Origin of the sequence: Clostridium sp. TW13 (assembly GCF_024345225.1) — a bacterium.
GTDB classification, from domain to species: domain Bacteria; phylum Bacillota; class Clostridia; order Clostridiales; family Clostridiaceae; genus Inconstantimicrobium; species Inconstantimicrobium mannanitabidum.
In genome coordinates this window covers 885370-898777 of the sequence record NZ_BROD01000001.1, presented here as the reverse complement: position 1 = coordinate 898777, position 13408 = coordinate 885370, and the positions used below count along the sequence as shown (strand labels likewise).

Genomic DNA, 13408 nt, shown 5'->3' with positions numbered 1-13408 from the left:
CTCACCTAACTAATAGCCTTAAATATTTTCTTCATTACCACCTTAGTTCCTTTGTTCTTTTCACTAAATACCTCAACCTCATCCATAAAAGTTTCCATCATGGTAAATCCCATACCTGATCTCTCTAAATCTGGCCTTGAAGTATATAGTGGTTCCCTTGCTTCTTCTATATTACTTATTCCTACACCACTATCCTCAACTACTACAGTAACTGTTCTTCCTTCTATACAGCACAAAATAGCCACAGTATTTTCTGGCTTATTCTCATATCCATGTATTATGGAATTTGTAACAGCTTCTGAGACAGCTGTTTTTATATCTGTTATTTCATCCATTGTTGGATCTAATTGTGCTACAAAGGATGCAACAGCAACTCTGGCAAAAGCTTCGTTCTCAGATTTACTTAAAAATTCTATTTTCATCTTATTATCTATCATAAATATTCCCTCCGCTAAACACACTTAATAGCCTCATCTATATTGTCATAATCTTTGATTACTTTAAACATACCTGATAATTCAAAAACTCTTTTTACTCCTTTATTCAATGCTACCACAACTAAATTGCCTTTTTTTACAGCTATCTTTTTATATCTACCAAGAACCATACCAATTCCAGAGCTATCCATAAATCCAACAGATGAAAAATCTAAAATTATTTTGTTTACATTTTCTCTATCTATTCTATCATCTATCTTTATTCTAACTTCTTCTGCACTATGATGATCTAGCTCTCCTATCATTGTAACTATAATAACATCTGATACTTTAGAAAATTTTAAATACATATGCCTACTCTAAGTTTTACCTTATGAGTAATTCACCTCCCTGTCCTGTTTTTCAATATTTTACCATATAATCCTATATAAGGTCAACTGTTTTTGACAAAAATATCCTATGTAGTGTTTTATAGAAAACTCTACATAGGATATTACTTACCTATTACCTTCCTATTACTTACTTATTACATGTCAACTATCAATGCTTACCTATTATGCCTTATCTCTTACCTCTTAACTACTAATTATTGTTTACTCCCTATTGTTTCTTATCTGAAAATAAATCCATCTGTTCTTTAATTTTTCTTGTCAAATCCTTAATTTCTATTTTATTCTCTAGCATCATCACATCAATAGCATCATATATGCTATCCATACAGTAAATTTTAAAATCACCTTTATTTATTGCTTCTTCAATTTTAGGAGGAAGTATTAACTCGTCTATATTAGTAGACGGAATTAATACTCCTTTACCAATGCAATCTCCTAATTCTTCACAAACATTATAGAATCCTTCAATTTTTTCACTTACACCACCTATTGGTTGAATATCTCCAAATTGATTTATAGAACCAGTAACTGCTATATTTTGGTTTATAGGTACCTTACTTAAAGCTGATAGCATACAAAGTACTTCGGCTACAGAAGCACTATCACCTTCTATCTTTCCATAAGTTTGCTCAAAACTCAAATTGAAATCCACCGAAATTTTGCAATAAGACTCTATAAACATACTAAGCAATGAAGTCAAAATATTAATTGATTTTTCATGGATATGTCCGCTTAAATTATTTTCCTTTTGAAAATCTATTACCTTTCCATCTCCCTTAGTACAAATGCAGGTAATTCTTATTGGTTTTCCAAACATATAATATCCTGTATCAATGACTGACAATCCATTTATACTGCCAACAATATGAGAATTAATGTTTATATTTATTTTTTTATCTTTATACATTTCTAATATTTCTCTCTCTTCAATACCCTTTTTAGTGCAAAAATCTAAAACATTATCTTGGGTTATAGAAGCTTGATTTTTGCTTAAAGCTGAGTCATTAGATAATAATAAAAGTTTTTCTATTTCTAGTCCATCAAAAACAACCTTTTTCTTACTTCCAGACTTCCTGGCTAGATATTTAGCTATCTCTACTATGGCCCCTTCTTCAATTGGTAACAAATCATTATTTTTTGCTACCTCAAGCACATATGCTCTTAATTTAGAAGCTGAGTTTGCATAGCTAATAATAGGATCATACTCCACATTTAATTTGAAAATTCTTTTAAATTCTTCATCATAGGAATACAATAAATCATATATTTTATAATCACCAATCAATATAATCTTTGTGTTAATTTCAATAGGTTTTGTCCTTAATGTGTTTAAAGTAAGCAGTTCTAAGTAGCCACGATTATAATCAAAATTCAATTTTCCTGTTGATAATATTTTTCTCATTCCTTGGTAGCTACCTGCATTATTGAGTAATGAGTTAGCATCTATTATCAAAAAACCTTCATTGGCCTTTAATATTGATCCTGCTTTTATTAATGTCATATCTGTTACATAAGTTCCCTTATGTGCTTCATATTCTATTTCACCAATTAAATTTTGTAAATTGGGGTCCTCTTCATATATAATCCTTGGAACAGCATTATCCTTGTTATCAACCAATACATTTATATTATATTTGTCAAAAATAATACCAAGTTCCTCTTCTTCCTCTTCATAATTCATGTTATAAACTTCCACTGAACTCTCTTCTATAAAATTGCACATTAATTGAATATACTCTATTATCTCTTCCTCATCACTGAATAAATTCTTAAATTCTTTTTTTATTTCTTCAGTTTCTTTAGATAGATTTGTGATAAGAATTTTCTTAAGCTTCTCTACTGCATCTACCTCTATAACTTTTAGCTTATCTAAAATATTTTTAGCTTCTTCCTTTAACTTACTGGCTTTTTCGATAATGCCATCCTTTTCTTCATTCTTTAATTCATCATACTCCTTTTCTGTCATAGCCATTTCGTTTTCTTTTAAAGGGATAAAGGCTACTCCACTAGAGGTAGTCTTAATACTAAACCCCTGCTTTTCTGCTAAATCCTCTAACGTTTCCATTGATGAATTTCTTGCACGTTGAAGCTCCTCTATAATATTTTCTTTATCAATATCTGAAGATGAATTATAAAAATCAAATAATTTTTCCCGATAAATATCCTTAATTTTATTTACCATATCTTGAACTTCTTTTCCTCTGCCATTACCTACAAACAACGGAGCAGGTTCTCTCTCCTCTTCATAAGTTACATACAAAATATCTTTAGGAGCATGTCTTAATTTTATTTTTTCTTCTAGATAGTTGATAATTACACCAAGCTTTTCTTTAGAAAGGCTATCTACTATATATAAATTGTACCCTTCTTTTTTAATGTTGAACATCCTACTAATTTCCTCATATATATTCTGCATATTGGGAATATAAGTTTCTTTACCTTCTTCAAGCCCTTTATTTATATCTAATTTAGGAAAATCAAATATAACTTGAGCTGGAGTTAACTCTTTAATCATATTAACACCCACAAGCAAGAAAAGTATCCTTTCCTCCTTAAGAGTTTCCCTCCCTCTTTTTATAGAATTATATTATATTAATATTCTTAATGGGTAGGGATAGATAATCTATTTTCAAAAATTTATTCAAACTTTTTATCTGCTTTATTAGAATATTTTTCATACCCATGTTATTAAAAAACTAAAAAATAAAAGTCCTAGAATTGCTCATGAATATACAAATACAAATCTGTATATTTACGTAGCATCCTAGGACTTAAGGCATCTTCAAAAATAAAATTATTTAATTAGATTAGTAGTTTTCAGTACTTACTCCACCTTCAACTATGGCTATTGAAGCAGAAGCACCAATTCTTGTGGCTCCATTATTTATTACAGCCTCAGCATCCTTATAAGATCTAACTCCACCAGATGCTTTTACCCCTAAATCAGGTCCCACAGTTTCTCTCATAAGCTTAATATCTTCTGGAGTTGAACCACCAGTTGAGAAGCCTGTTGAAGTTTTAACAAAATCAGCACCTGCTTCTTTTGCTAGCTTACATGCTATAACTTTTTCTTCATCTGTTAAAAGACAAGTCTCAATTATAACCTTTGTAAGCGCTTTACCTTTTGCTGCATCAACTACAGCCTTTATATCATTCTTTACATATTCATAATCTTTATCTTTAAGCTTTCCTATGTTAATAACCATATCAACTTCATCAGCACCATTGCTTATAGCATCTGTTACTTCAAAAGCTTTAACCTTTGATGTATTAGCTCCCAAAGGGAATCCTATAACTGTACATACCTTTACAGTACTTGCTTTAAGTAATTCTGCTGCTAAAGCAACATTTGCTGGATTTATGCAAACTGATGCAAATTCATATTTTAATGCCTCTTCACATACAGTTCTTACTGCACTTTCAGTAGCTTCTGCCTTAAGTATTGTATGATCAATCATACCTGCTAACTTCTTCTTATCCATATGTCCGTCCTCCTAAATTTAGTTGCATTTTAGGCATTCCAAAGGAGATGCCTTGTATTCAATTTATTATAATTCATGAGAAATCTAAATGCAATTCCTTTAAGTTACTCTTGATTTATACTTCCCCAATAGAATAAGTTCTCTAGAAATATAAAAACACTTAAAAATAGTCCTGTTAATGAAAAATTCATAAACAAATATATTAATATAGATAAGATTATTCCTGATGGTACCAAAGCATCCTCAAAAAAACTGATATTAAATGAGGCAATAGTAACAAAAATTAAATAAATTACTCCTACAATTGAAAGCATAAATCCTTGAAACTTAGTAACAAACAGTTCTTGTAGAACTGGGATCTTTAAATCAATATAAAAATAAGATAAAGAAACAAAAACTGCAGATATATATAATAGAACAAGGTTAACAGCTTGCATTAAGCTCTTTTTTCTTTTTTCTTTTTTCTTTTTTTTCTGTTGCTTCTGCCCTTTTCCTTTATTCTTAGTAATAAGTCTTCTCTCCCTTCCATGGGTAACCTGCTAGATAATATTCTACATCAATAAACAGTACAGTTTATCCAAATATGTAGTTTATTTATTGGCACATACACTATATCTACTTAAAATTTAATTTACTGATGATAATAGTGAATTAGTTTGCCCTTCTATTTCATCATTAATGCATACAGCTATAATCGAATTTAAAATAACCTTATTAATTTTTCTGTCATTAAGTACAGTTATTATTGCTAATATACATTTAAATGATTTATCCATAAAAAAATTATATTGATGAAATTGACTTAAGTATTCGATTGCAACTTCCACTTCGCTCAATAATTCATTAGTATCTTTTATAAACAATGTAGCTATTCCTATAACGGTCATATAGTGATTTGGAATTTGATATCCTATTTTTTCACAGCCATAAATTATGGCTCTTACTCTATCTAAATTACTCTCACATTCTTTTCTATCCATAGTTAATGCATTTGCCAATGCTTGAGCTCTATTATTGCTAGTGTATTCTTGTCCCTTTTTTAAATTTTTCAATATATAATCTAGAGTAGATTTATACTCTAACGGAGATAAATTTGCAATTGCCAAAAAAACACATACTAAATAGTCATCACTTGATGTAATATTGGAATAATTTTTTTTGATAAAATTATAAAACCCAATAACTCTTCGCAATACATCTTCTTTATCTTCTTCATCTCCTATAGATTTTGCCAATACCCAAGAAGACATAACTAGATATGTTCCCTCTCTAAATCCTGCTGAACGTAAATGTTCTTCCCAAAAAGCTACTTTCTCAAAGACATTATTCCAATCCTCTTCAACAGATAATAATATTGACAACATATATAAGGAGTTACCTCTAAAGCTAGAAAACCATGGAGTTTTACTACTTATATGTTTTCTTATATCCTTAATAAATTTATAATCTAGCTCCTTATCTATATCTGAATACACTATAGATGTAAAATTATTAATAAGATTTCCGTCATATCTTAAGTTTTCTTCTGCATATTCATAGGCCGCAGCCAATTTATCTACTTTATTTTTTAAAGTTTTGTACATCATTCTCCACCCCCAAGATGTAGTTTTAAATACCCTTTAATAAGATTTTAATAAAATTATGTGAAGATTTCAATTAATTTTATGTGATATTTTTGTGAATATCTCTAAAACTCCTATTACATTATACCATATAAAGCCAAGCTACTCGAACCATAATCCTTGCTGCTACATATTTTATAAATAATATAATTTGTAATTTCATAATATTATTAATTAATAAAAAGTATATAATTATTTAAATATCTCTATACATACGTATTACTATTATGCTTATAATTTGTATGTAGAACTATTCCACTTAAATGTTGGTGAGAAAATTGTCGAATTTTTGTAGCTTGTCTATAAAGTCCACCAACATTATTATGGAATAGTTACATACAGATAATAAAATACCTCTATATAGGCAATGTTACCCTATGCCATACAATACAAGTATTTTGATAAAATCCAAATCTAATAATTTACAACAAAGTAGTTTGATACAATATATTAATACTTTCTCTATCAACAACTTTAAGTTCTTGTATTGATTGAAGGATGGTTTTTATAGCTAGATCTTTAAGACCATTTTTATTATATATCTTTCCTAAATTAATTAAAACCTGGTCACTATTAATTTTATTTAATATATCTACACTATCATTAAAAAGATCATATTCTTTAACTTTCAATAATTTATCCAAGAATGAAACTGCTGTCTGTAAAACTAAACCAGCATCTTCATCACCTGTTAATACATCTTCACATAACTTTGCATGCAAACAATATATTTGTCTATATATTTTATATATTTCGTTCACCTGCTTTTCTTTTATCAAATTTAATACTGAAGTTATATCTTTATCACTTTGAAGTAAAGCTATGATAACTAGATACTGCAAGCTTTCTGTTCTTATATTAGCTAAAATGTTTTCTGTGTCATGAAAATTTTCTACCTGCATGAAGCCTTCATAAGCCATATGGTACTTTTTCTTATAAAAATGTACTTTAGCTTTTAAAAACAAACCATCTACATTGCTGTTTTCTTTATCTAATATCTTATCTGCATACAATTCTGCAATATCATAAAAATCCAAATTTATCAATATATCTGTTAATAAAATCAGATTTGGTACATATTCTTTTGCTGAAAAATATCTTAGCAACATATCTGATACTATATTCCCATCTTTATATTGTTTCTTTACTATACTTCCTATTGTATATAGAATATAATACGCATCTTTGTTGGAATTAAGCGCTTTATTATAAAAGTCAATTGCCTTATCATAATCACTTACACTCTCATATAACTCTCCCAAAGCAATATATGGTTTGAAGCTACAGCAATCACTTAAGAACTTTAAGTAACTAGGCGGTTCACCCATCTCTATACACTTGTTAAAAGAATCTATGGCTAGGGTTACCATGTTGCACTCAAAATAAACTGTTCCTTTTAAATACTCAAAATCTGTAGATTTAGGGTACTGGTTCAAAGCTTGATTAGCAGCTGTTATTGCTTCTTCATATCTCTTTAACTGCATTAAACAAGTAAGACGTCTATAAAATAGATGAGGCGCATAAGGTTGATTAACATCTGCATAATTCATAGCTTTATTATAAATTTTCAAAGCCTCATTTATATCTTGTTTTGCAAGATACTCATTCCCCAAATTAAATAAATAGAATGCATTTTCTGGTTCTAACTCTAATTGCTTAAGAATAATTGGAATATTCCTGTCACGTTTTTTCTTTTCATTTATTACAGAATTTAAATAGCCATAATGCTTTATTACTATATCACTTACAGCAAAAAGTCCTACTATCTCTTTCTTATCTTTTCTGACTATCTGTTCGTGTATTTCTCCTTTAAAATTGTATTTACCATTATTTCTTAACAACCTAAAGGCATTATGCACTGTATACTCAGAAGAAATATCATTTCCAGTATAATTGTATACAACAAAATTACAACCATCCAATGAAGTTTTATTAATAAAATTTAATATCTTTTCACAACCATCTTCTATAACTTCTTCATCTGCATCTAAAAGCAAAACCCAATCACTACTCGCTTTACTTATGGCAAAATTCCTTGCTTCAGCAAAATTATCATTCCACTCATAGCTATAAACCTTAGCTGAGTATCCCTTAGCAATTTCTACAGTTTTATCTGTTGAACCAGTATCTACAATAATAATTTCACTTATAATTTTCCGTACACTATCTATACACTTTGATAAAAACTTTTCTTCATTTTTTACAATCATGCATAAACTTAAGGTTTTATTCTTATTTATCAATATCCACCACCTCCATCCTTAAATTTCAGTAAAAAGGGGTTAATTCCAAAAAGTTTGAAATAGCCCCATTATTTTTATTTGCATGCTCAATTTTATCTATTTATACCTGTAACACGCTTACTAAACTTTCACTATGCTTGACCATTATAATATGCTGTTACATTGCTTGATGAAGAACCCATTGCATATTGTAATCTTGCATAGTGTGCAAATGGCTGTATAGGAATCATTTTGCTACCATTTCCAGCTATAGCTACATTAGTGAAGTTAGGATCACTAATATAATCTCCATCAGTAGTAGTTGGGCTTAGCTGCAAAGATAAAGTTATTGTTGTAGCACTTAGATTGTATATAAACATTGATGCAGTACTTATTTGAGATATATCTGTGCCGTCAAGTAAAACACCTGTACCTGTAATTGATTGATTAGTTACTGTATTTGAAACAAAGTTATTTCCTGTTATCACAGTATTTACTGTGTTTCCTACAGTTACTGTATTTCCAACAGTAACTGTACCTGCTACAGTCACTGTGCTTGATACCGCTGCTACGGTTACTGTTCCTTCCACTGGCAATGTTGCTGTTGCAGCTACTGTTACTGTATTTCCTACGGTTACTGTTCCCGCCACAGTCACTGTGCTTGATATTGCTGCTACTGTTACTGTTCCTTCCACTGGCAATGTTGCTGTTGCAGCTACTGTTACTGTATTTCCTACGGTTACTGTGCCTGCTACAGTCACTGTGCTTGATACTGCTGCTACTGTTACTGTTCCCTCTACTGGTAATGTTGCTGTTGCAGCTACTGTTACTGTATTTCCTACAGTTACTGTGCCTGCCACTGTTACTGTGTTTCCTACTGTGACTGTACCATCTACTGTACCAGCAATAGATAACCTACTCTGCCCATCTACTTTTAATGGTTGGGCATTTCCAGAAGAATCTTGAGCATAAACTGTGGTGTTAAAATCTGATGCCACTTTATTAAAAATCAAATTGTTCATCTTACGATTTCCTCCAAAAGTTATTTGTTTCCTATAAACTATATTATGTATAGACTTATGTGAGCGTTACATTATAGATAATCAGTTTAAAGAAAGATATATTAACCATTTGAATATCTGAAACATAATTTATATATAAATGTATGAAACATAAGATAAAAATCATTAATTGAATTTATGAAAAGAGGTGTAGTAATTATGATGTCTTCAAATTTAAATCAATATTTACGGAGTATATATAGTGACAATCCTTCAGTAAACTTTAGACTTGTAAATTACGAGTTTTATAATAAATTTATTTCATTAAAATATTGCGTTAAGCTAAAATCTAAAAATAAAGAACGAATAGTTTTTAATAATAGCTATTTTTCAATTTATACTTTTTCAGTGGAAAACCTAACTGATAATAATTTAATCATAAACATAGAGATATCACCAGATAATCAATTTTTTTGTAAACAAAGCACTCCCAAAGCAGAAATTGAACCCAAAACCATGGATGTATTCGTACCTTCAGTATTTTTAAAGTATACAGCCTTAGTTTTTGAAAATCCAACTGATGGTTACGTATATATTTATCTGCAAGGTCAATTATGATAATTTAGTATATCCGTATAAATAATATTCTAAATCTACAATAAATACATTAGATAGAACATAGAACTTATTTAATAAAATTCAATTAAAATACGTATACTTAACTTGCAAATTTACCATAATAAAGCTAGTACATTAATTGCATACTTTACCAGCAAACCACATTTCACTACAAAATCCACTCTACTCTAATGGATTTTGTAGTATTGTGCTTAAAATAATTAAGAAAACTATTGAGTTCAATGGCTTTTATGTTTAATATTTTTATGATAGAATTATATTGTATAATCTAACTTGTAAACCTTATGCTATGTTGAATTCGCTCCATAGCATAATAGAAACATATATTTATAATAAAGGAGTTCTAAATATGGGATTTAAAGAAAAGTTATCTAAATACTACTCTGATTCTTACTTAGAGAAAAATGGAGACAGACTAACTCAACTTCAAGGTAGTGTTATTTCAATAAAAGTTGAAGAAAAAACTATTTTATGGATTTTTCACAAAATCCAAGCATTTTTAATAGTAAAACCTGAAAGAAGTAAAAATGTTGTTAAATGCAGATATAAAAAACATAAGTGGTTTAAAAAACCAGAGTTTATGAAAATATCTCAAGGTCATGTTGTAATTGTTCAAGGGTTAAAGAATATAAAATCGAAGAAGGACCCTAATGATGTAGTTGATATAATGAACATTCTTAATTTAACTACTAAGAAAGACTTAGTTCCTGTAGATCATTCAAAAATGAAGAGACAAACACAGAAAATGAGAAATAAATAATTTATAAATTTAAAAATCCTTCAAGCAATTATTTACTTGAAGGATTTTTACTTTAGGCATCTGAAAATATATAACAAGTGGAAATATGCAAGGCATATAAACCTATTTGGTTTTAGATGCCTTACATATAGTTTATCTATCTCTTCTCCTATCCTGAATATATAGATAAACACTATTAATCAAGGCTATTATTCCAGAGAAGAACACAACTATCCCCCATTGAGACAATTGTAAAGCTGATGTGTGAAAAATTGCTCTAAAGAAAGGCATATATATTGCACACAATAACATTATTAAAGAGATTGCAACAGCTCCTACCAAATAAGGATTGGTGAAAAGCTTAATCTTAAAGATTGAATGTCTTTCAGATCTGCATTCAAATACATGAATAAGTTGTGAAAGAACTAGAGTACTTAATGCCATAGTTCTAGCAGTTGTCATTCCTAGATCAAAATATATCCCTGCCATAAATGCAAACAAAGTACATAATCCTATTAAGGTTCCCCTAACTAAAATCTTTTCTGTTAGTCCTCTTGCAAAAATACTTTCGTTTCTTTGTCTTGGTCTTTGGCTCATTATATCTGCATCTGGTGGATCTACCCCTAATGCTATAGCTGGCAACCCATCTGTTGCTAGATTTACAAATAAAATCTGTATTGGAGCCAGTGGAGTTGGTAAATAGAATAATGAAGCTAGGAACATGGTTAAAACTTCTCCTAAGTTACATGAAAGTAAGTATCTAATAAATTTTCTGATATTATCATAGATAACTCTTCCCTCTTCAACAGCAGAAACTATAGTTTTAAAGTTATCATCCATTAATATCATAGAAGAAGCTTCCTTGGTTACGTCAGTTCCTGATATTCCCATAGCAACCCCTATATCTGCTTCCTTTATGGCTGGTGCATCATTTACACCATCTCCAGTCATTGCAACTATATTGCCATTCTTTTTAAAAGCTTGAACAATTCTAAGCTTATGATTTGGACTTACCCTTGCAAATACTCTAATCTTCTTAACCTTTTCCCTAAGTTCCTTATCTGAAATACTCTCGATTTCATCACCTGTAATAACCTGTGATTGATCCTTACATATGCCTAACTCTTCTGCAATAGCATAAGCTGTATTCTTATGGTCACCTGTAATCATAACAGGTGTTACTCCTGCTAACCTACATTTTAATACTGAATCCTTTGCCTCTATTCTTGGTGGATCAATACTTCCTGCCACTCCTACAAAGATAAGATTTCTCTCAAGAGAACTTCCTTTAGTAATGTTGGTGTCCTTATATGCAGCACCTATACATCTTAATGCTTTATTTGACATTTTATCTATATCTTCCATTACCTTTTTCTTTTTAGATGGTTCAAAGGTTGTTACTCTACCATTCTCTAAAATATGACTACATCTTTCAATTAGTTTTTCTGGAGCACCTTTTACTAAGCAAATTTCTCTTCCTTTATCTTTTACAATAACGCTCATCATCTTTCTGTTAGAATCAAAAGGTATTTCATAAACCCTTTGATATTGAGATAAATACAACTTTAATTTTTGCAAATCATCAAAAAACATAGTTACTAAAGCTGTTTCAGTAGGATCACCATTCAATCCTTTATCTAAATTGCTTGCATTAAAATCATAATTTGTATCATTACAAAGCACAAATATTTTTTTAAGTATTTCATTGGTACATAGCTTTCCCTTATCTAAAAGCATGCCTTTTCCTGAAGTATATACCTCTTTTACTGTCATCTTGTTTTGAGTTAATGTTCCTGTCTTATCACTGCAAATTATAGATGTGCAACCTAGAGTTTCTACTGCTGGAAGCTTTCTTACAAGAGCATTTCTTTTTATCATTCTGTTTACACCTAAAGCTAAAGCAACTGTTACAATAGCTGCAAGACCTTCTGGAATGGCTGCAACAGCCAATGAAACTCCTAGTAGAAACATCTCTGCTACATTGTTTCCTCTTATGATACCAAGTATTGTTACCACCGCACAAATAACCACACACATGATAACAAGAATTTCTCCAAGAGAGTCTAATTTCTCTTTTAATGGGGACCTTTCTGCTTCTATTTCTTGAATCATATTGGCTATCTTCCCCATCTCAGTATCCATACCAATATAATTTACCTTTACTAAACCTTTGCCTTTTAAAACTGTCGTCCCCATGTATATCTTTTTATTTTTATCTGTTACTCCTTTATTTACTCCAACTGATTCACCACTTAGTATAGACTCATCTACTACTATGTTCATACCATCAATTAGTTCACCATCTGCTGGTACCTTGTCCCCAGCTTCAAGTATAACCACATCGCCTACAGTTACATATCTAGTGTTAATGACCTTTACTCCACCATCTCTAATAACTTTACAAGTAGGTGCGGATAAACTTTTAAGTGCTTCTAAAGACTTTTCTGTCTTATATTCTTGTGCAAAACCTAAGATTGCATTTATTATGACTATTATCATTATGGTTATAGCATCTGCTTTCTGTCCCATAATGCCTGAAATCACAGTAGCTCCAATCAATACCCATATTATAAAGTCATTAAATTGACTAAGAAATAAGGCTATGGCAGAAGTCTTTTTCTTCTCCTCCAGCTCATTATAACCAAAAGTTTCATTTCTTCTCCCTGCTTCCTTTTCCGTTAGTCCATAAATTAATTCATTCTCACGAATCAAAATTTTACCCTCCTAAATCTTATTAGCTACTGTAATATATGAAACAAAGATTTTAATTAGAACAATTTATTAACAAACCCTAATTTTATAAAAACTATTTTTTTATTTTTTCTGTCAAAATTCTACCTATTCTCTTTACTTTTTCACCATTAATTTATACAA

The 13408-nt window shown here is 30.0% G+C and carries 11 protein-coding genes; 2 read left to right on the top strand and 9 right to left on the bottom strand.

Annotated features, from left to right (window positions below):
• Nucleotides 1-5: 5 nt before the first annotated feature.
• The 8 genes from spoIIAB to OCU47_RS04180 all read right to left on the bottom strand — a co-directional run bounded on the left by spoIIAB (nt 6) and on the right by OCU47_RS04180 (nt 9177).
• A complete protein-coding gene (gene spoIIAB / locus OCU47_RS04215; RefSeq protein ID WP_261827344.1) occupies nt 6-437 on the bottom strand; it encodes an anti-sigma F factor in 432 nt (143 codons plus the stop codon).
• Nucleotides 438-451: 14 nt separating this feature from the next.
• The gene (gene spoIIAA / locus OCU47_RS04210; protein WP_261827343.1) at nt 452-787 is read right to left on the bottom strand and encodes an anti-sigma F factor antagonist; all 336 of its coding nucleotides are present in this window, start codon (nt 785-787) and stop codon (nt 452-454) included.
• 250 nt (nt 788-1037) lie between these two features.
• Nucleotides 1038-3344, bottom strand: a complete 2307-nt coding sequence (locus tag OCU47_RS04205; RefSeq protein WP_261827342.1) for an AAA family ATPase — start codon at nt 3342-3344, stop codon at nt 1038-1040.
• A gap of 292 nt (nt 3345-3636) precedes the next feature.
• Nucleotides 3637-4311, bottom strand: a complete 675-nt coding sequence (gene deoC, locus OCU47_RS04200; RefSeq protein WP_261827341.1) for a deoxyribose-phosphate aldolase — start codon at nt 4309-4311, stop codon at nt 3637-3639.
• 104 nt (nt 4312-4415) lie between these two features.
• Complete coding sequence (locus OCU47_RS04195) at nt 4416-4748, bottom strand: hypothetical protein (RefSeq protein ID WP_261827340.1); 333 nt, start codon at nt 4746-4748, stop codon at nt 4416-4418.
• A gap of 189 nt (nt 4749-4937) precedes the next feature.
• On the bottom strand, nt 4938-5897 hold the full coding sequence (locus OCU47_RS04190) for a DUF4003 domain-containing protein (RefSeq protein WP_261827339.1): 960 nt from the start codon (nt 5895-5897) through the stop codon (nt 4938-4940).
• Between the two features lie 458 nt (nt 5898-6355).
• Entirely contained in the window at nt 6356-8176 is a 1821-nt protein-coding gene (locus OCU47_RS04185; RefSeq protein ID WP_261827338.1) for a tetratricopeptide repeat-containing glycosyltransferase family 2 protein, read from the bottom strand.
• 131 nt (nt 8177-8307) lie between these two features.
• Nucleotides 8308-9177: a DUF6385 domain-containing protein gene (locus tag OCU47_RS04180; protein WP_261827337.1), complete on the bottom strand. Its 870-nt coding sequence runs from the start codon at nt 9175-9177 to the stop codon at nt 8308-8310.
• 198 nt (nt 9178-9375) lie between these two features.
• On the opposite strand from OCU47_RS04180, the gene OCU47_RS04175 reads away from it, so the two are divergent.
• Together OCU47_RS04175 and OCU47_RS04170 are read left to right on the top strand one after the other, a co-directional pair.
• Complete coding sequence (locus OCU47_RS04175; protein WP_261827336.1) at nt 9376-9774, top strand: DUF6385 domain-containing protein; 399 nt, start codon at nt 9376-9378, stop codon at nt 9772-9774.
• 370 nt (nt 9775-10144) lie between these two features.
• Complete coding sequence (locus OCU47_RS04170) at nt 10145-10555, top strand: hypothetical protein (RefSeq protein ID WP_261827335.1); 411 nt, start codon at nt 10145-10147, stop codon at nt 10553-10555.
• A 132-nt stretch (nt 10556-10687) separates the two neighbouring features.
• Here OCU47_RS04170 and OCU47_RS04165 read toward each other — a convergent pair whose 3' ends face one another.
• Nucleotides 10688-13246, bottom strand: coding sequence for a calcium-translocating P-type ATPase, PMCA-type (locus OCU47_RS04165; protein ID WP_261827334.1), 2559 nt, complete (start codon nt 13244-13246; stop codon nt 10688-10690).
• Between the last annotated feature and the right edge of the window lie 162 nt (nt 13247-13408).